The organism is Streptomyces griseocarneus (assembly GCF_014655595.1).
Classification (GTDB): Bacteria; Actinomycetota; Actinomycetes; order Streptomycetales; family Streptomycetaceae; genus Streptomyces; species Streptomyces griseocarneus.
The window spans coordinates 92,497-112,475 of sequence record NZ_BNBL01000015.1 but is presented as its reverse complement, the minus strand read 5'-3'; the positions used below and the strand labels follow the sequence as shown (position 1 = coordinate 112,475).

General features: G+C 66.6%; 12 protein-coding genes and 3 pseudogenes. 6 read left to right on the top strand and 9 right to left on the bottom strand.

The window, feature by feature from the left end; translation table 11 throughout:
* Nucleotides 1-25: 25 nt before the first annotated feature.
* The gene (locus IE295_RS29195; RefSeq protein ID WP_190066764.1) at nt 26-598 is read right to left on the bottom strand and encodes a GNAT family N-acetyltransferase; all 573 of its coding nucleotides are present in this window, start codon (nt 596-598) and stop codon (nt 26-28) included.
* 162 nt (nt 599-760) lie between these two features.
* Nucleotides 761-1,162 (bottom strand): cytochrome P450, encoded by a 402-nt coding sequence (locus IE295_RS29190; protein ID WP_308013158.1) that lies wholly within the window; start codon nt 1,160-1,162, stop codon nt 761-763.
* Nucleotides 1,163-1,280: 118 nt separating this feature from the next.
* Here IE295_RS29190 and IE295_RS29185 point away from each other — a divergent pair, with 118 nt between their 5' ends.
* Nucleotides 1,281-1,460, top strand: coding sequence for a hypothetical protein (locus IE295_RS29185; RefSeq protein ID WP_190066763.1), 180 nt, complete (start codon nt 1,281-1,283; stop codon nt 1,458-1,460).
* A 259-nt stretch (nt 1,461-1,719) separates the two neighbouring features.
* Nucleotides 1,720-3,090: a Fic family protein gene (locus tag IE295_RS29180; protein ID WP_190066762.1), complete on the top strand. Its 1,371-nt coding sequence runs from the start codon at nt 1,720-1,722 to the stop codon at nt 3,088-3,090.
* A 141-nt stretch (nt 3,091-3,231) separates the two neighbouring features.
* Here the strand turns inward: IE295_RS29180 and IE295_RS34335 are convergent.
* A pseudogene (locus IE295_RS34335) lies at nt 3,232-3,393 on the bottom strand (transposase); the annotation flags it as partial.
* A 165-nt stretch (nt 3,394-3,558) separates the two neighbouring features.
* Between IE295_RS34335 and IE295_RS29170 the strand changes: the two are divergent.
* Nucleotides 3,559-6,627, top strand: coding sequence for a Tn3 family transposase (locus IE295_RS29170; protein WP_308437410.1), 3,069 nt, complete (start codon nt 3,559-3,561; stop codon nt 6,625-6,627).
* A 47-nt stretch (nt 6,628-6,674) separates the two neighbouring features.
* Here IE295_RS29170 and IE295_RS29165 read toward each other — a convergent pair whose 3' ends face one another.
* The 3 genes from IE295_RS29165 to IE295_RS29155 are packed head-to-tail and all read right to left on the bottom strand — an operon-like array spanning nt 6,675 to nt 12,314.
* The gene (locus tag IE295_RS29165; RefSeq protein ID WP_190066760.1) at nt 6,675-7,598 is read right to left on the bottom strand and encodes a hypothetical protein; all 924 of its coding nucleotides are present in this window, start codon (nt 7,596-7,598) and stop codon (nt 6,675-6,677) included.
* A complete protein-coding gene (locus tag IE295_RS29160; protein ID WP_190066759.1) occupies nt 7,591-9,246 on the bottom strand; it encodes a hypothetical protein in 1,656 nt (551 codons plus the stop codon). Before IE295_RS29160 ends, IE295_RS29165 begins: the two co-directional genes overlap by 8 nt.
* Complete coding sequence (locus tag IE295_RS29155) at nt 9,243-12,314, bottom strand: hypothetical protein (protein ID WP_190066758.1); 3,072 nt, start codon at nt 12,312-12,314, stop codon at nt 9,243-9,245. The genes IE295_RS29160 and IE295_RS29155 overlap by 4 nt, the downstream gene beginning before the upstream one ends.
* 553 nt (nt 12,315-12,867) lie before the next feature.
* On the opposite strand from IE295_RS29155, the pseudogene IE295_RS29150 reads away from it, so the two are divergent.
* Nucleotides 12,868-13,840: pseudogene (locus tag IE295_RS29150) on the top strand (tyrosine-type recombinase/integrase).
* A 1,410-nt stretch (nt 13,841-15,250) separates the two neighbouring features.
* Here the strand turns inward: IE295_RS29150 and IE295_RS29145 are convergent.
* Nucleotides 15,251-18,302, bottom strand: a pseudogene (locus tag IE295_RS29145) (Tn3 family transposase).
* Nucleotides 18,303-18,500: 198 nt separating this feature from the next.
* Between IE295_RS29145 and IE295_RS33940 the strand changes: the two are divergent.
* Nucleotides 18,501-18,839: a site-specific integrase gene (locus IE295_RS33940; RefSeq protein WP_224323444.1), complete on the top strand. Its 339-nt coding sequence runs from the start codon at nt 18,501-18,503 to the stop codon at nt 18,837-18,839.
* Nucleotides 18,793-19,107, top strand: coding sequence for a site-specific integrase (locus IE295_RS33935; RefSeq protein ID WP_224323445.1), 315 nt, complete (start codon nt 18,793-18,795; stop codon nt 19,105-19,107). The genes IE295_RS33940 and IE295_RS33935 overlap by 47 nt, the downstream gene beginning before the upstream one ends.
* On the opposite strand, the gene IE295_RS34585 is transcribed toward IE295_RS33935, so the two are convergent.
* A complete protein-coding gene (locus IE295_RS34585) occupies nt 19,101-19,427 on the bottom strand; it encodes a transposase (protein WP_229923020.1) in 327 nt (108 codons plus the stop codon). The genes IE295_RS33935 and IE295_RS34585 overlap by 7 nt on opposite strands.
* A complete protein-coding gene (locus IE295_RS34580; RefSeq protein WP_229923016.1) occupies nt 19,397-19,714 on the bottom strand; it encodes a transposase in 318 nt (105 codons plus the stop codon). The genes IE295_RS34585 and IE295_RS34580 overlap by 31 nt, the downstream gene beginning before the upstream one ends.
* Nucleotides 19,715-19,979: the final 265 nt, after the last annotated feature.

Here is a 19,979-nt window from a genome sequence, read left to right as displayed (position 1 = left end):
GCTCCGGATCTCCCTCCTGTGCCGGTCAACAGACCTCTGCGGTCATGTTGTCCGCCTGATGGCGGGTCAGCCGCCAGATCTGGTCCTCGCCGGTCTCGGCCGGGGCGAGGCGCTCGGCGGGGCGACGCAGGTGTTCCGTGAAGCCGAGGCGGGCCGGGACGGCGCCGCTGGCGCGGTTGGCCCGGTCATGGACGACCTCGACGTAGTCGACGCCGTTAAGATGGAAGGCTTGCGTGACCAGAGCGCGGGCGGCCCGGGTGGCCACCCCGCGGCCGGTGGCGGCGGGGTGCAGCCAGTAGCCGATCTCGCGGCCGTTGCCGGGGTTGTCGTCGCGCCGCAGGAGCCAGCAGACGCCGACGATCGCGCCGTTCAGCACGATCACGTAGGTGAACTCCTCACCCCTCGCCCAGCCCTCAGCGTGGCGGATCAGCAAGTCGGTGGTCCTGGCCGGGCTGTGCTCAGCGACCCAGGCCATCCACGGGCGCAGGTGTTCCAACGACTCTTCAATGACCCGCAAGAGCTCCGGAAGGTCTGTGCCGCCGTCGAAGCGGCGCAGCGTCAGGTCGTCCAGCTCGATCACCTGCTGTGGAAGTTCCATGCCGGGAGGATCGTATGTGGCCGCTTCCGACGGCAACGGGATTTCGAACCCTGCGGCCCTCTCGAGAATGCCGCCCGTCTCGAGAGTCGGCCCAGGTGACGTTTGCGTCCGATGAGGCTCCTGTGTCCCCTGGGGTACTTCGCACCGGGACGAAACGCTCAGTCAAGGCGTAGCGGAAAACCACACGGGGAGTGCCTGCAACTCCCGGAACATGGTGCCGCGCCAGCGGAGATCGCCCTCGTCGCAGGCGAGGTGGATCTCGGGGAATCGGTCGAGCAGGGCGGTGAAGGCGATGCGTCCCTCCAGGCGCGCCAGTGGTGCGCCGACGCAGTAGTGGATGCCGTGGCCGAAGGCGAGGTGACCGGTGGGGGTGCGGGTGATGTCGAGGCGGGTGGCGTCGGGGAAGTGGGCGTCGTCCCTGTTGGCGGAGGTGAGGGCCACGGCGACCAGGCCGTGCCGGGGGATGGTGACTCCGCCGACGTCGATGGGCTCGGTGGTGTAGCGCAGGCTGGCGGTATTGAGCGGGCCCTCGTAGCGCAGGAACTCCTCGACGGCCGAGGGCATCAAGGACGGGTCGGCGCGCAGGGCGGCGAGTTAGCCGGGGTGGCGCAGGAGTGCGAGGGTGCCGTTGCCGATGAGGTTGACGGTCGTCTCGTGGCCGGCGACCAGGAGGAGGAAGGTCATGGCGACCAGTTCCTGGGGGCTGAGCCGGCCGTTGTCGCCCGACCTCACGCGGCTCCTCGCCGACGGCCGCTACCACGAACGCGTCCGCCGCATAGGGGCAGTGATCGAACAACAGGACGGCACTGCGGGGGTCGTCCGCGCACTCGACCACGCCGGGTCGGCCCCAGCACCTGCCTGACGAGGCTCCGCTTTCGATGTTCCTGAGTACGGACAGCACGCTGATAGGCGCCAGGGCGCAAGATCATCTCTAGTGCTTCGTGAACCCACCGCAGCCCCTTGTGCCGCGGCTCAGCCCCGGTGACGGCGGCTTCGGAAGGGGCCGCTGTCACCGGAGGGGGCACGTCAGGCTGCAACCCTCGCCTGGTGGCCAGCAGCCGTTCTGGCGTTCCTGCGGCAATTCATTTGCATGGGAGCGGGTGGACGTGGAGGGTTGCGCAATGAGTTTCGAGCTTTCCCCCAGGCGTCTGAGCTGGGACGAAGTGGATCCCGCCCGTTATCCCTTTGACGGCATGTCGGCGGAACACACGGTGTCAGCGCTCGGGCCGGCTCGACGGGTACCGCGCCGCCCCGACGTCGACATCATCGATCCGGCGATGAGCTCCTGGAGCGATGATGAGGCCAGTCTCTGGGCCGATGCCATGTCGCATGCTCTTGCCGAAACGTACGGCCCTTGGGCCGTGGGATGGCGTTGGGCACACGACGAGGGCGACGTGGGCGGCGGCCCGGTCGGGGCCTGGTGCTGCCCGCTGCACTCGATCACCACTGCGGAGGAGACGCCCGCCCGTGTTGTCGCAGCGTTGTGCGAATGGCGCGGGTGGCTGGAGAGTCTTGCCGGCTGGTTCGAGGCGTACCCGCTGGAGCTGGCCACCATCGAGGACCAGCGGATCTTGTGGGAGCGCGCGGCCCGGAACCTGATCCTGCAGGTGGCCGACCGCACCGACTGCGGCAGTGGCTGGCACGGCCACTGCCACCAAGTGCTGACCTGGTTTCTCGCCCGCTGGGGAGTCGCACCCGACGTCGCGGAGGACCTGGTCGACCAGGCAATCGGCGGGCGGTTCCGAAGCTGGACCGGCCCCGACGCGGTGCTGGTCGATGATGTCGCGGAGCAGCTCGCGCTGTCGCTGCGGCCGGACGACGATGCCTGGTCCACCGAGCCCGCCCCCGACCACCTGGAGACCTGGCTGGCGGTGCGCGAGGCCGTGCAGTGGCAGGACGCCCCGGGCGACGGCGCGGACGGACCGGTGCCCCCGTCGCGCGATGGTGCGGCGGAGGACATCCGTGCCTTCGACGGCGCCCTTGACCCCGCCCGCGCACAGGGCCTGCTCGCTGCCCTGGAAGTGCTGCGGGCCGACGCGGCACGCGGCGCTGCGCTCGACTTCGAACTGCTCAGCAGCTGGCAGCAGCACGTCCTGGACACACCGTATCCGCCGCCGTTCCGCAGTTTGCCCGCCTTCGCCAAGCAAGGCCGGGAACGCTACGGCATCGGCCCCCGCACCCGCACCCGACTCGACGCCTGTCTCGCCGACAGCGGGCCGAACGGCACGCGGTCCCTTCCCCTGACCGCCCGCGCCGCACGCGCCTATCTCGACGTCTGCTTCTTTCACCCCTTCGACGACGGCAACGCCCGCTCCGCCTTCCTCGTGCTCGTCTTCGTCCTCGCCCGCGAGGGCGTCGCCCTCAACAGCGTCGGCCTGCTCCGCCGCGTCGCCTTCAGGGCCGACGACCCCCAGGAGTCACTGAGGCTCGCCCGTTACATCGACCTCCATCTCTCGGAAACCCGACGCACCACTGCGTCCCTTGGCTCCTAGAGCGTGTCCGATGGGTCGCGTGAGCTGACCAGTACCAGGTCACGCGACCCAACTGGACAGGCAGCCCGCTGCAACCGTTAAAGGCACGGTCATTGAGCGTTTCGTCCCGGTACTCATGTCTGTCTCGGGAATCAGGTGCTTTCGCCAGTTCGGGGTTGATTCGTTGGTGAGCCGGCGGGCCATGAGGTCGATCATCGCGAGGTGAATCATCGCTTCGGAGCGGTGCGGGTGGGTCTCGTAGTCGCGGGCGAGGTGGCGGCGATGCATGAACCAGCCGAAATTCCGCTCGATCGTCCACCTTTTTGGAGGCCAGCCGGAATACGCCGGAAACAGGCAACAGCCATGATGGCTGCTCCGTCCGGGTGATGCTGTAGAGGCGCTTGGCTGGAAGACTTGCCAGGTCAGCGTGGGTCTACTGGCCGTGCGGCGTGCGGTGGTCGTGCGTTGTGCAGGCGGGTGGTCGCGATCATGCGGCGCATGGCTTCGGTGGAACGTACCGCGTACCCGCGTTTCAAGCGCACGATCTCGTCCCGTGAGTTGCACGAGGCGTTTACCCCGGGGCCGTCCGAGGTGGCGTGGGCGCGGGGGAAGGCGCGGCCGGCGGAGCATGTGCTGGCGCTGGTGGTGTTGCTGAAGAGCTTTCAGAAGCTCGGGTACTTCCCAGACTTGGCCGAGGTTCCGGAGCCGGTGGTTGAGCATGTGCGCGGCTTGCTGGGGATGGGTGAGGAGGTGGAGCCGGTGCACGATTCCGCTCGTACGTTGCGGCATCACCGTACGGTCGTGCGTGAGCGGCTGGGTGTGGTCTGTGACAAGGAGCGGGCTCGTGAGGTGGCGTCGAAGGCGCTCTACGAGGCGGTGCAGACGAAGGACAATCCGGCTGACCTGATCAACGTGGCGCTGGAGAAGCTGGTCAAGGAGCGGCTGGAGCTGCCGGGGTACACGACGCTCGATGAGATGTGCGCGTCGATCCGCACGGAGGTGAACGAGGAGTTCTTCGCCCGCATCGTGGCGCGTATCGATGAGGCCGGGCGGGAGCAGTTGCTGGGGCTGCTGCGGGTGCCGGTGGGCGGGCGGAGCCGGTTCGATGAGCTCAAGCGGCCGGCGAAGGCGCCGTCGGTGGCCCATCTGCGCGAGCACCTGGCCCATCTGGCGAAGCTGGAGCTGCTGGGGCTGACGGCGAGGTGGCTGGAGGGTGTGCCGCCGGGGAAGGTGGAGCACTTCGCGGGGCAGGCGAAGGTGCTGGACGCCGCCGAGGTGTCCAAGATCGGCGTGGTGAAGAGGCTCGCGCTGCTGGCGTGTCTGCTGCACATGGCAAAGGTGAGGGCGCGCGATGAGCTGGTGACGATGATGTGCAAGCGCATGGCGTCGGTCACGAAGAAGGCCAAGGAGGACCTGGAGAAGATCCACGCCCAGCACCGGGCGCAGTCCGAGCGGCTGATCGCCGTGCTGGGTGAGGTGCTGGAAGCGGCCAAGGAGGCGGTCGGCTTCGATGGCGATTCGGTCACTCTCCCCTTCGCCCCGCGGAAGCGGAACGGGGTGCACGCCAAGTGCGGGAAGGCCGTGCTGGAGAAGCTGGAGGCGGCAGGCGGGCTGGCGAAGCTGTCGGAGGAGCACGAGCTGGTCTCCGCCCACCACGGCGACAACTACTTCCCGCTGATGTGGCGGCACTTCAAGAGCCACCGTAAGGTGCTCCTAGACCTGACCGGGGCACTGACGGTGGTAGCCACCTCCACCGACAGCACCGTGTTGGAGGCGGTGGAGTTCTGCCAGGCGATGCGCAACCGCACCGGGGCATGGGTGCCCATGACGTACACCGTCACCAAGGACGACGGCACCAAGGTGACGAAGACGGTCTCGGCGGAGTTCGCCTCGCAGATGTGGCAGCGCATCCTGTTCGACAAGACCCGCCCCGGCAGGATCAGCCGACGGCATTTCGAATCGTGCACCCTGTTCTATCTCGTGCAGGAGCTGCGCAGTGGTGATGTCGCGGTTGTCGGTTCGGAGTCGTACGCCAACCTCTATGACGAGCTGCTGCCGTGGGAGGAGTGCGAGCCGCTCATGGCGGAGTACTGCGAGCAGGCGGGGCTGCCCGCCTCCGCGTCGGAGTTCACGGCGGCGCTGAAGCAGAAGCTGACGGCGGTGGCGGCGAAGGTGGACGCTGGCTATCCGGACAACGCGGACCTGACGATCGACCAGGCGTCGGGGAAGATGGTACTCACGCCGCGCAAGGGCAAAGACCGGCGGAGGTCCGCGCAGGACCTGGAGGCGGAGATCCTGCGCCGGCTGCCGGAGTGGAGCCTGCTGGACGTGCTGGCGCGCACGGCGTACTGGATCCAGTGGTGGCGGCACTTCGGGCCCGCCTCGGGGTCGGATCCGAAGATCCGTAACAAGCTCGCCCGGTACTGCTGGACCGTGTTCACCTATGGGACGAACGCCGGGCCCGCCCAGGTCGCGCGGCACATGCGGAACCAGATGTCGGTGCATGAGATCTCGCTGGCGGGCAACCAGCACATCACCGCGGAGAAGCTGAACGCCGCCTCGGCGGACGTGATCGACATGTTCATCCAGCTCGACCTGGCGCACGTGTGGGGCGACGTGGGCAAGGCTGGGATCGACGGCTCTCAGGTGGACACGTGGGAGAACAACCTGCTGGCGGAGTCCCACATCCGCTACGGGGGCTACGGCGGGCTCTGCCTCCGGCACGTCTCCGACACCTACATCGCCCTGTTCAGCCACTTCGTGCCGTGCGGGATGTGGGAGGCCGTCTACCTGTTCGAGGGCCTGCTGAGGAACCAGTCCGAGGTGACCGTGGATATCGTCCACGGAGACACGCAGGCGCAGAACCTGCCTGTCTTCGGGCTCGCGCACATGCTGGGCGTGGAACTGCTGCCCAGGATCCGCAACTGGAAGGACCTCACCTTCTACCGGGTCAGCCCGACGGTGAAGTACCGGCACATCGACCCGCTCTTCGGCGACCCGGAGAAGGACGTCATCAACTGGCAGCTCATCGAGAATCACTGGCCCGACCTCATGCGCGTGGTCCTCTCCATCCGGGAGGGTCGGCTGTCGTCCTCCGCGCTGCTGCGGCGCCTGGGCAACGAGTCACGTCGCAACCGCATCTATCAGGCATACCGCGAGCTCGGACGGGTGATCCGCACGATCGTGCTCCTGCGATTCCTCTCCGAGCCCGAGCTGCGGGAGTCGATCCAGTCGATGACAAACAAGGTCGAAGCCTTCCACAAGTTCAGCAACTGGCTGATGTTCGCCTCCGACGTGATCCAGGACAACGACCCCGTGCACCAGGAGAAGATCATCAAGTTCAACGAGCTGCTGGCGAACTGCCTGATCTTCCACACGGCCGTGGACATCACGAAGGTGGTCAACGACCTCATCGACGAGGGCTGGGAGGTTGATCCGGTGGACCTGGCCACCATCAGCCCCTACATCACCTGCAAGACCCGCCGCTTCGGCACATGGCACCTCGACACGGAGCCCCCGGACGGGCAGGCGGTCGGGCAGCTGCGGCTGGCCGCATAACAGAGACAGCCCGCGAGGGTCGGTACGCGGGTATCGGCTCTCGCGGATCACTGCCAGCTGCGGTCCCGCAGAACCCGCTCGAGGATCCTGCGGTGCACATCCGTGTTGATCGGTACGGTAAGCCGCATGTACGGGTCGCCGGACGCGTCCAGCGCCTCCTCCACCTTGTAGTTCCGGCCGGCCTTGATGCCCATCCGCCCGAGCCTGGCCCCTTCCCCCGGCGCGATGACCAGCTTGTCCACGGCGACGGAGTCGGGCTTGCCACGGGTGAGGAAGGTCAATATCACCCCGGGCACATGGCTCAGCTCAAGGAGCCGAATGTCGCGCATCGCCATTTGTGCGCGCAGCTTCTTGCCCTGCCCCCTGCACTTGAACTCGAAGGTCACTAGGAGTTCCTGCCCTTGGGCGTTGCGGTAGAGGTATGCGTGGTCGACGTACTGGGCTCCGCGGGGCTGTTTTTCGGGCACCTTGAGCCAGGTGTCGGTGATGATCCTCTTGCTGGTGAACTCCGAGGTCACCTTCACTGTGTCGAGGCGGCCGTTAACGAAGACCGCCCGGCGGCCGTGGACGGCGAGGTTGACCAGGTCAACGTGCTCAGCCGCCATGGCGTCCATGACAAGCCTCACCTCGGGGAGGTTGGGCGCGAGGACCTCCAGGAGTTTGCCCACCCAGGCGCTTGCCGTGACGTGCTTGTCCGTGATCTGGCGGTAGGCCCTGATGACCAGGCGGCGGTACTCCTCCACCGTCGCCGTTCCCAGTTCCCACTGCGCGGTGGCCTCGCGGGAGATCGCATCGGTGAAACTCGCCGTGAACGCCTTCGCCAGCAGTCGTGTCGGGGCGATCACTCGACCCTTGAGGGAGCCGCCTCCTTTCGGAACCGCAGATCTGACCTTGACACCACGCTTCTTGATCGCAGCCGCGGCTGCGGACTTCGCGGCCTTCGGTGGCCGTGGCGGCTTAGGTTTAGCCACCTTCGGACTCCCCTTCCTTGGCCACCGCAGCCTCCTCAGCGTCTGGTCCGAACGCCGTTCCCACATCGTCGAGGAACTCGTCCAGCTCCAGAGCAAAAGCCAGAACCTTTAGCTGTGCCAGACCCAGCCGTACTGCCGTGGTGAGCAGCCCCTCCCCGAGCGAGCGCCGCAGCACATGGCTCTCCCCGAGCAGCGCGCCGATCTTCCGGAACGCCTCGGGGTCGTCCTGTCCCAACCGGAACAGGAGATCCTGGGCGTTAGCCTCCAGCTTGCCCGCCTCCTGGAGGGTGCCGATGATGCCGTGCGCAACCAGCATGACCACGCCGAGGGTGGCGGCTGTGTGCCCGGCGGCCGTTAGCACGACGCCGAGTGCCGGCGCGACGGCGCCCTCCCCAAAGGGGAAGCTGGCCAGTAGTGCGAGCAGGGAAAGTGCGGCCACGACCCGGCCCAGCCAGTTCCAGAAGATCTGCCAGGCCGCGTCGCGCTGCTCCTGCAGCTCGATGGCTGAGCCCAGTCGCCGACGGTACTGGAGCAGCACGCATTTCTCCCAGCTGCCGGCTGGTACCTGTTCTGCGATCGCTGCCAGCAAGTACGGATTGGCAAGGACCCGGTGTTCCGCTTTCCCCCGGTTCGTCAGATGCTCGATGAGCTCCTGCTCGAGGCCGCCTTCTTTGAGTTCTATCGGGGGTACGGGGCCGTGCTCGAAGCGGGTGAGTCTCTCAGTTCCGGCGGGTGCGGACAGCGAGGCGATGAGGGTGTCAAGGTCTTTGATCACGCCGGCCAGCCGGAAGTAGATCTTCTTGGCAAGCAGGGAGAGTGCCTGCGAGTGGTTGGGATCGCTGTGGATCTTCTCCGGAAGGTCGTCCAGGATCAGTGCGGTCGGCGGGAAGTCCTGGAGGATCTTGGTGAAGAAGCCGGTCATCTTCTCCAATTGCTCCCTCTGCGGTGCGGCGTAGAGCTCGTACCACAGGTCCTGCCCGCTGCCTTTCTTCCGTTCCGCGGGCGGTACAACCCAGTTGCGCTTGGCAACCTTCTTGCCTAGGCGTACGGCTTCATCGCTCGCCAGGGCGTATTGGTGGCAGAGCGACAGCAGTCGGTCCCCCTGCTTCTTGTCCCGGAAGGACGGGAGCACCGTGTTGATCTCGACTGTGTTGAAGGCGGCTTTGAGGTATCCCTCCATCTGCCGCAAGGATTCCTTCCACTCCCTGCCGGCATAGGCTGCAGCGAGCCGCTCGATGCGCATCAGCCCCACCGCGACCATCGCGGCGGCCACGTCACGGGTCCTGCGGTAGAAATCCCTGACCGGCTCGAGTGCCCGGGGAAGCTCTGCCAGGTCGCTCTCCAGACGTTCCAGCGCGGACCAGCCGAAGGAGGCGTACGCGGAAAGCACGTCCTCCAGTGTCTCCGGCCCGATCCGGACCACAAAATCCACCCGGTCGTCGAACAGCGTGGTGTGCCCCGTGACGTAGTCGGTGCGCAGGATGTCCTTGCGTGCCAGGAAGGGGTCCAGTACGTGCGTCGCCCACCACTGGGCCAGCTCGTCGATCCGGTTGCCGCTCTCGGTCTCCCTTGGGATGTCCGCGACAGCCCAACCGTCGGTGTCGGGCGCGTCCCGGCCGAGGTCGAGCTCGACCACCACCCGGGTCATGAATTCTCCCGCTCGGCCTTCAGGTCGGGCAGCGGAGTATCGCTGCCGTGCAGGTACACCAGGGACGTGGGCACAGTGAAGGTCCATGGTTTGCTGACGGGCTTTCCGCCTCGGCGGTCGTCCTGTTGCTGGCGGATCTCCTCGTAGAGCGGAATGAACAGCTGACTTCCGATGACGGGTGAGAAGTCACCACCGGACCAGGGCTCCCTTGTGTCCAGGTAGTGCTGCACGGCACAGTCGTACTTGGGAGTCACCGAAACGAGAACACGTGCCATGCCCGCGCGCAGAAACGCGGTGAAGGTCGGATCGGCATCATCTGCGCGGTTCATCAGATCGATCCAGCGTGGCTCAGCAGCCCAGAAGTAAGGGTAGAAGATGTAGCTGATCTTCTCCCATTCGAAGGCTTGCTCCAGGAATTGGACGATGAGCCCCTTCTTCCGCGCTTTATCGAGATCAATGGCCGGATAGGCGACTTCACGGGGAGGATTCAGAGGCTTGAACTCTGCCGTGGTGCGCGGAACTTCAGGATTGTCCTCGGTGATCGTGAAGCGGGTTGAATCCGCCTTGACCTTCCGTGAACCCATCGCCGAATTCCTGGACAGCACATCGTCAGACCCTTGCTGGTCGAACTCCTTCGTGATCATGGTGAGACAGTGCTTCTTAAGCTCTTCGCTGATGACAGCCCGGTTGGCTGCCTCGGAGCCGCCTCTGAGTGCTTCTGCCACGGTAACGGCGTCCAACTGGGCCAGGCGGTTTCGATACTCCGCGAGTCGCGCGTCATACGCCAGTTTGCGCTCGGCGTTGATCGCATCCACGCGCCTCCGCTCGACTGCAAGGATCGTATCGAAGACCCTGCGCTGCCAGTCGCTCACTGCTGATTCGGTGCGCTTCAGTGTGGCACTGATACTCAAGGCGTAACTCTCAGCCCACCGGAACGAGAAAGCGATCGTCAAGCCGTCTCGGTCGAGCACAAGCGGGCCTGGATCCGGCTTTGGCGCTGATGTTCCATCTTGGTAGAAATCGGGGAAGTCGAAAGACGTCAACGGCGCATCCCCCGTATCGTACGTGTAGCATTTCATGCCGTTGATGATTAGGCGGAAGAACTGACTCTTCTTCCCTTCGGTATAGTCGATCCTCCCGTCGATCCGCAAATCATCGATTTCGTATCCGGCCACCCCTTCCGTCTCGCACTCATAGATCTTCCCATGGAAGTTGCCCGCACTCTTTACCGAGGATTCCCTGAAGTACGTGCCCTGTGATCCGGGGGACTGAAACACGACCTTCCGCTTGGAGGTGGGGTAGGTAAATCCGGAAAGATCGTATTTCTTCTGAAGTTCCTTGAAGACTGCTTCCGTGATCTGGTCCGGGGTGAGTTTCAGATTTACTTCGTCCGGCTTGGGCGGATCCGGGGGTTGGGGTACGGCCAGTTCGGACTCGTATGAACGCAGTCGAGCTGTCACCCAGAATGCCGCAGGCTCGGGCACAACGAACTCGAACATCATTCGCCTGCCGTAACTGAAGACCTGGGCGGTGTACTCCTTGTCGACCCAGCGGTAGATGCCAGATACGTGCCCTTCGCCTTTCTTGTTATCGAAGATCTGGCTGTTCTTCTCTTCGGTCTCGAAGATCTTGGTTGTGGAGCGGACGGAGGCGGCTCGTGCCTCCACGCGGCTAACCGCCTTCTCTACGACATCGCGGGCGAAGTTCTGGGCGGCCTTCTCGTGATCTTCGGAGGCGCGGCTGTAGGCGACGCCGAAGCCCGCGCTGGCGGTCACATGGACGGGGGTTGTCGTGCTGGCTGTGACATTCGCAGAGGCGTTGACGCTCAGTGAGTCACGCAGGACGTGCTCGGCCTCTGCCTTGACCTCGAAGCGTTCAGTCGACTGCGTGTCTTTTGACGTGTCCTCAGTGCGTGAGGTTGTGAAGCTGAACGTCTCCTCGGTCTTCTCCAGGCGCCGGTGGTCACGCCCCCGGCTTTCACCCTCCATGATGTTGTGGATGTGCGAGATCTCGCCAGGTCGATACGCGGTGAGCCATTGCCGTACGACTTTGAGATCGCCGATACCAATCGGTTTGATGTCGTTGAACGGTGGCCTGCAGTACCAGAAGAGCTGTGCGAACAGCCGATGGATTACCGGGACAGCGAGAAGATGCTCTTGAAGATCACCCACAGCACTGATGAGCGGGAAGTTCGGAGGCTGGCCCTTGCGTTGCCACTTGGTCAATTCGGGCCAGGAAGTCACCAGAGCCTGCAGCATTTGCTCCTGCTCGGCCGTCAGCTCGGGCGGAGGCTTCCCCTTGCCCGGAGAAGATGCCAGCGCGACCACGGCATCGGCAGCCAGGGCTTCGATCGCGTGGAGGGTGCGCAAGGCTGCCGTCACCGGTTCCAGGTTGACCATGGTCCAGCGCCGCATGACGTACAGCAGATACAGGGTGTCGAAGAGGATCCGGTGGGCGCGCCCCCAATGTTCTTGCAGGCTGTCTGTTCCGAATACGAACTTCTCCACCGTGCGCCCCAGCGCGTTGGCAAGTTCTTTCCTGAGCTGGGATGAGTCGAACCGCTTCTCATCCGTGGCACGAGAGTGGGCTTCGATGACGTGAGCGGCTTCTGTTAGCCGTGCGAAGAGCCATGCTGGTTGCAGCCGGTCCAGACGCTCAGGCAGCAGGTAGTAGTCACCGTCGTCGCCAGTGAGGTAGGCACCTGCCTCGAGTTCTCCGAGCGCTGGTGTCGGCAGGCTCGGACCCGCCTGGCTGGCGCGACCCCGCCGGCGGACTATGCCAAGGGGTTCGCCAGCTGCGAGGAGGGTGGCCCTCAGGTGTGGAAGGGCGGCGGAGTCTGCCGGCTCGCCGTCCCAGACCATGACCTTGTCAAAAATGATCTCGGTAACCTTCGAGACGGCGACGAGCCCGCGCACCGCAGGACCGTGTGTCGACATCGTGGGCGGAGCCGCCAAGCCCCGGTCGTGGACGTAGTGCCTTCGCAGTTGACGACCGGAGAGTTCGTCAGGTGATCGAATCACCATGAAGTCAAAAAGCGGTATCTGCTCTGCCGGTGCGACCTCAGCCATCACGCCCCCACCCGTGTGTACTGGTTGGCCAAGGTCTCACCCGAACGGCATGGTGGTAAGCGGTTTATCTTCAAACCCCTCGTTCCGGTGACCCTCTGACGCGGTAAATGCCGGATTTACTGCGGCAGAGCCCCTACCGTGATCACCGCGACCTGCGGCCGGGGCTTCCGGCCGCCGGGGTGAGGTGTACGCATTTACTGCGGCAGAGCCGGAGGGGCGGGGGCAGGCGTGACGATCGAACCAGTGACCGAACTCGGGGCCGGGGGTGCGTTGCGTGTGCCGCGCGCCCGGGTGGTGCCCCTGTCCGCCCCGCCGTCGTCGTACACCGCGGCGGTCGAGCGGTACCTGGGGTCTGAGGAACATCGGTGTCAGATCGTGCGCTAAGCCCTCATCGGCCCTGGCGGGTGGCCGGTAGGTCGCCAACGGCGGGGGCGGCCTGAAGTTGTCCCACAGATAACACCCCAATATCTGCGGTAGCTTGATTCGTCACCTGCGGTGACGTTCTCCGAGGGCTGCACGAAGCAGCCCTGTTATCTGTGGCAAGGGGAAAACGGTGCCCACGCTCGTCCAGCTGCCGACCGGGAAGGCGGTGACCGTCCGGATGGCGGCCGACCTGTTCCTCGACTCGCTCGGAAACCCGAACACCGCCCGGAACTACGGCATCGCCGTCGGGAAGACCGCCGAGCGCCTCGGCGAGAGCCGGCCGCTCGCCTCGGTGGAGGACGCGGAGATCGGGGAGACGCTGGAGCTGCTGTGGGGCCGCTCTGCAGTGAACACCTGGAACGCCCGCCGCGGCGCCGTGCTGTCCTGGACGGGCTGGTGCTCCGAGCGCGGGTACGAGGGCCCGACGGTCCCGGCCTGGGCGAAGCGGCTGGCGGTGCCGGACTCCGAGACCCCAGCCCGCTCGAAGATGGCCGTTGACCGGCTGATCGCCCGGCGCGAGGTCCAGCTGCGGGAGAAGACCCTGTGGCGGATGCTCTACGAGACCTCCGGGCGGGCGGAGGAGATCCTCGGCGTGAACATCGAGGACCTGGACTTCGCCGGGCGCCGTTGCCCGGTCAAGGCGAAGGGAGCCCGGACCAAGGCCCGGCGTCGCGGCCAGGCCCGCGAGGACTACGTGCTGGAGACCGTGTACTGGGACGCAGGCACCGCCCGGCTCCTGCCCCGGTTACTGAAGGGCCGTACCCGTGGTCAGGTGTTCGTCACTCACCGCAAGCCCGGCCCCGGCAAGGTCGTCAGCCCGCGCGACGTGTGCCCCGACACCGGGTTCGCCCGGCTGTCGTACGGGCAGGCCCGGGCGCTGCTGGACGAGCACACCGCCGTATGCGGGCCGGGTAGTGGCTGGGACCTGCACGAGTACCGCCACTCCTCCCTGACCCACCTCGGCGAGCAGGGAGCGTCCCTGCTGATGCTGATGGCGAAGTCCCGGCACAAGAAGCCAGAGAACGTCCGCCGGTACTTCAAGCCGTCACCGGAAGCTCGCCGAGCTCACCAGCCTGCTCGCCCCTCACACCAACCACAGGTAAGCAATGCCGCCATGCCCAGCAGGGTTCCGCTGTGCCTGCGCTCTACCCGGGATTGCTCATCTTCAGGACACTGGCTCAGGACGTGCTCATCGTAGGAGGGGCCCTGTCGCCAAGACATAGTGGCTGGAGCCGACCGCTACCGATCGGCGATCCCCATGCCGCTGATCAAGCCCACTTTGTGGCGGCACCGCTTTTGGCTGGTGCCGCCGTCGCTACCACGGGTGTATTGGGGGCGGACGGCTCACAGTTTCGCTGGCCCGGTCCGGCGATGCTATGCCTGACCCTCGCCGCAATTTCCCTGATTACCAGCATCCAACTGGCTTTTCGCGGCCGTGGCTACATCTACAGTCCGGCCGAGCTCCGTGACTGGTGGGGAGACGAACCGGCACCGGACGAAGGACTGCTACAGGAGGAACAGCGGGAAGACTTCAGGCGATGGGTCCGATGGATGCACCGTGCTGCTACCGCCTACAACGTAGGCATCATCCTCCTCGGATGCGGCATGCTCGGACTTCTTGCTCCTCCAGAAGGTGCCTCCCTGACACATGCAGGGGTCCGGTGGCTCGCCGTCGCGGCTACCGCGTTGGGCACCGGATGGGAGTCTGTCTCGCTCACGCGCCTCTTATGGAATCGCCGCCACACACGTCACCTGCGCGAGGAGGATCCTTGAGCTTCAACGTGGGCCCCGACCCCGACCATGTCGAGCTCAATGCGGGCTATGTAAACCCTGAGACTCGGTGCCCCTTGTGCGATCGCCGTCTGGTTGACAGAGGCAGTAAGCATGATCGACGGTGCCTAGCTTCCGGTCTATCCCTGGTGCTGCTCTACAACAATGCCGGGCATGTACTGGACTGCGCCCTGCACTACGCCCGTAGATTGCAGCCCGCGCGGCTACGCGCTGCCCGAGTGCGGAGAAGTCTCGCTGGCTGCCTGCAATGTGGGGCCGCTCTCCGCCTCGATTGCGTGTCGGCAGGGCGAAGGCGGCAGACCGATCTGGCGTTCGTGCTGCATGAGGAGGGCTGCGGTCTGTCGTTGGTGCCGGTGTCCGGCGTGATCGGGCTAGCCGAAGTTCATGGGCAGGTGCCGAGTGATCTCGCCGCCGCTCTGGCCCTCAGTGAGCTGTCGCATATCGATCGTCGTGCGGTGATACAGGCTGCCGAACGGACTGCGGCGTACGTTCCGGACGAGAAGAAGCGTTGTCCGCTGTGTGCCGGAAGATTGGTCACGCCTGGGGGAGATGCTGACCACCTGCGAAGTTGCGCTGCCCAATCGGTGCCGGGGGCTGCTTCGATGCTCACAGCGGGCCAAGTACTGAGCGCCACACAAGAGGTCAGATGAGCCCGCTGCCTGGCGCCGTCGAGACCTTCACGGCAAGGCCAAGCAGCCAGCTCATCGCCCCTTGGGTTGCCGTTACTGATCGGGAGCGTCCGGATCGCTCAGGGGCCGCAGGCCGCCCGGCAGGTCGGGGAGCTGGAAGGAGTACCGGCCGAGCATGTTGATGTGGTGCCGGACGAACGGGGAAAGGCGGGCGACGTCCTCGTCGCGGACGTCGAAGCCCTCGGCCCGCAGCTGGTTGACCGCGGCGTCCATGTACCTGGTGTTGAACAGCACGAGGGCGTTGAGGACCAGGCCGAGGGCGCCGATCTGGTCCTCCATGCCGTCCTGGTAGCGCTGGTAGAGCTGTCCGGCGCGGCCGTGGAAGATCTTCCGAGCGAGCGCGTGCCGGCCTTCTTGAAGGTTGGCCTGCACCTTGATCTGGCGGCGGTAGCCGGGCTCGTCGGCCAGGCGCAGGATGTGCAGGGTCTTGGAGATCCGCCCGTAGTGCGCGATCGCGTCCCCGAGCGGGGTCGGGCGCCCGTCCCGGGAGAGCATCCGGATTACGTCGTAGGCGCGGACGGCGCCGGTGTGGATGGAGCCGATGATCCGCAGGATGTCCTCCCAGTGCCGCTCGATCCGGGCCAGATCGACCCGGCCGCGGGCGGCGTCAGTGAAGGCGCCGTAGTCGGCCCCGCGGTCGATGCGCCACATCTTCTGGTCCGGCAGGTCGGCCAGCTGCGGCGCATACGCAAACCCCGCCAAGGTGAGCAGCCCGAAGACAATGTCGCTGTAGCTCGCGGTGTCGGTGACGATCATCTCCGGGCGCTTGCCGCCGTCGCGGTCGTAGAGGACGTCCAGCACGTACAGGGAGTCGCGCGGGGTGCCGGCCACGACCTTCCCGCCGAGACCTGCGGCCTGGTCGTTGATCATGTTGAGCCAGGTGGCTCCGCCCCGGCGTCCGAAGTACTTGGGGTTCGGCCGCGCGTACACCGACGGCACGGGGACGACGAACCGCATCCCGTCGACCGAGGCCACCATCCCGTCGCCCCACGCCTGCGCGAGGCCGATGGATGCCTGGTGCTCGATCAGCGTGGCGTTCGCGGCCCGGTACGTCGCGAGCCGCAGATACGTCTGGTCGACGTGGGACAGCCGCCCGTACTTCAGCGCGTCAACCCCGCCGATCACGGGGGTGTAGCCGACGTTGCAGCCGTGCGCGACCAGGAGCGCGGCAATCGTGACGTGCAGGTCCCTCAGGCGGGCCTCACCGCCGGTGACCGAGGTGAACGCCTGGTCGGCGCCGGTCCAGGAGAACACCTCCAGCAGCACCTCGGGCAGGTCCACGCGCGGCAGCATCGCGTTCACCGCCGCCCGCAGGTCCAGCAGGGAAGCCGGTTCGGGCTCCGGCTCCAGGGCCGCGAAGTGCAGGCGACCGTCGTCGTCGAAGACGATCTGTGCGTTGTCCGGCAGCCGCCCGGCGACTCCCGGTACGTTCCGTCCAGCAGCGCGGCCCGCGCCGCCAGGTGCTCGCCCGCCTCCCCCGGCAGCCCGAGCGAGGCCAGCACGGTCGGCCGGGCCTGCTCCCACGCCTCACTGGCCAGCAGCTTCGCCCGCGGGTCGCCCCACTTCGAGGAGTTCCTCGCGAACACCTGCTTGCTCCGCAACATCCGGTGCAACTGCTCCAGCACGCAGAACGTGTACGCCTTCCAGTCCACCGTGCCCGGCTCCAGGTGCGGCGCCGCCAGGACCAAGCGCCGCCACGAGCCGACAAGCAGCCCGGTGTCGATCTCGGCCGGGCCGACCTTCTTGCGGCCCATCAGCTCCGGCAGGGACTTCAACGCGGTCAGGACCGGCAGTCCTTCCGGGGTGGCGCCGAAGTCGACGACCTTGACCAGGAGCTTGAGGAACGGCCGGACCGTGCCGAACCGGCTGACGAGCATAGACCGCCACGCCTCGTCCGCATCGGAGTCCAGCGGGGGCGTCAGCTCGAACAGTGCGGCGATCGCGGCAGCCTGTTCGTGCCGGGGCACGACGGCCTCGATCCGCTCCCACATCGCCTCGAACGACTCCACCGCTGGGCCGGTGACCTCCCCGGTGTCGGTGTCGACCAGCTCGCTCGTGGTGTCGAAGACGACCTGGAACGCGGTCGCCAGCTTTGCCGAGGCCCGCTCGACCCTCGGCAGCGTCTTCATCTTCTCCTTGACGGTCTCGCGCTCGGCTTTGGCCAGCAGCTTCGTCGCGATCAGCACCTCCAGGAGGTCGAGCGCGTCGTCGACGGCCCGGGTCGTCAGGTAGACGGTGGTGGCCAGCAGCGTCGCCAGCCGGCGGGAATCGCCGTGCCGGCGCAGCAGTGACGCCTTGCCGTCGACCCCGTACCGGGAAAGCTCCGCCAGCCGCCGCGGCGGGACCGCCGAGACATCGAGGACGCCCATCCCGAGGGCGGCGATCTCCTCCGCGCGCTGGAGCGACCACTTCATCTGCGGACCCGACACCCGTACCGGACCGCGTCGCAGCCGGTCCAGCTCCGAGATCCGATCGCCGGGCGGGACCGTCAGCAGCGAGTCCAGCACCGCCCGCTGACCAACGTTCAGCAGCCCGTACAGCGTGTCCCACAACCGCTGGTTCGCCGCCTCCCGCACCGTGCCCACCAGCCGGGCCAGACGACTCGCCCCGGCAGCAGCACTCGGCCCTCGCGCAGCCAGCCCGCCGCCGCGTCGAACAACGCCTTCGGCCCGTCGCCCGTCGTCCACGCCCGCGCGTCCAGCCAGACCACCAGTTCCTCGCGGACGTCGGCGAAGTCTCGCCAGCCCCCGGACTCCTGGATCTCCCCGGCGTGCATACGGGCCGTGCCATCCCGCTCGCCGTACAGCTTCAGGCACGAGGCGTCCGCGATCTCCAACTGCTCGGCCAGGTACTCGGCGACCTCCGCCGGCACCTGCCGCGGGTCCGGCATGAACCGCCCCAGGAAACGCACGCTCGTGAGCTGGACCGCGAACCCGAGCCGGTTGTGGGCCCGGCGCTTGGCCTGCACCGCCTCCCGGTCTGCGTCGTCCAGGAAGAAGTACCGCTCCAGCTCCGCCCGCGAGGGCACCTCGCGAAACGACCCGTACCGGGTCGCCTGCTCATCCGTCAGGAACTCGACCGCCACAACAGCTCTCCGAAGATCGACAACAACGACCCACGAAGGCTCCGATGCTCAATCACCCCAGGTCAAAGGCCCAACCAGCCGGAAAAGCCTTAGCGCACGATCTGACACGGATGTTCCTCGGACCCCTACCTCACTGGCGCGGGCATCGCGAAGTCCTCCGCACGGATCTACCGGATCTCGCTGACGACGTGGGGATGGATGCTCGCCGGCGAACCTGCGCCGACTGGGCCCGCCCGCCGCGGCGCGAAGCCCCCCGTCTTTCCGATCGCCGCCGTCGACGACCCGGTGCTGCCGGAGGTGCTGGCCGAGCTCGCTGCCGCGCGGGCGGACGAGATGGACGCCGACACCGTCAACCGGGAGCTGTCCATCGCGCGCAAGGCGATCGGCTGGTGGCAGCGCCAGGGCTGGATCGAATGCGATCCGACGATCGGCATCAAGCGGCGGCCGACGCCGCCCGACCGCACCAAGGCCCGGAACTCCGACGCTCGACGTGTGTCCGGAGACCGGCCGGGCCCGGCTCTCCTACCGGCGGGCTGAGGAGATCTTCGAAGAGAACACCCGGCTGCTGGCCAATCCGCTCGCCTCGCCCGAGGACATCGAGGATCTGGACGGCTGGACGCTCCACCGGCTGAGGCACAGTGCGTTGACGCACGACGCCGAGGACGGCACGTCCACGCCGATGCTGCTGGCCCGCTCCCGCCACGCCTCCGTGCGCTCCCTCGAACGCTATGCACGGCCCAGCGTGGACGCGGTCGCCCGGCACGTCGCTGAACGCGACCCGGCCGCCCGACGCAGGAGTCACTGAGCAGACGCATCACCGGTGTTCAGGGGCCTGTTGCCTGTTTCCGGCGTATTCCGGTTGGCCCCCTTTTTGGAATCACCTTGAATCCTCGGGTGCCCGGGTGCCCGGGTGCCCGGGGGCCGCTGGACGGGGTGGACGTCGAGGCCGAGGCGGGCGCCGTGGTCGATGGCGGTGGTGCGGTAGCCGCCGTCCACCCTCGCCTTGCGGATCCGCGGGTGGGCTGTGGTGATGCGGGAGAGCAGGCGGACGCCGACGGTGGTGTCGGACATGCTTGCAGTGGTGACCACGGCGGTCAGCAGCAGGCCGAGCGTGTCCGTGCCCAGGTGGCGTTTGCGTCCGATGACCGTTTCCCGGCATCGGTGCCCTGGCCTGCGAGGTGCGCGTTGGCGGAGGTCTTGACGGTCTGGGAGTCCAGCACATACGCGGACGGCTCGGCGTTTCGGCCCTCGGCCTCGCGGACCAGACGCCGCAAGAGCCCGGTGAGCTGCTCGAAGATGCCGTCTTCCTGCCATGCCGAGAAGTAGCCGTAGGTCGTGCGCCAGTGGGGGAAATCGTGGGGCAGGTAGCGCCACGGTATGCCGGTGTGGTCCACGTAGAGCACAGCGTTCATGAGGGAACGCAGGCCATGCTCGGGCGGACGGCCGACTCGCCCGCCACCACGGACGACGTGAGCACCAACCCGAAACCGCCCAGGCCGTCGCCGCGGTCCTGACCGCACAGCAAACCGCCGACCGGACACCGACCGCCATCGGCCCCCGACGGCCACGATGAGCAGAACACCGCATCGTGGCCCACGACGCCCCAAGCGTGCGTCTCTGTATCCCTTCCTATGGGTCTTGAGGATGGATGGATCGACGAGCAGCGGAGGCTGTTTG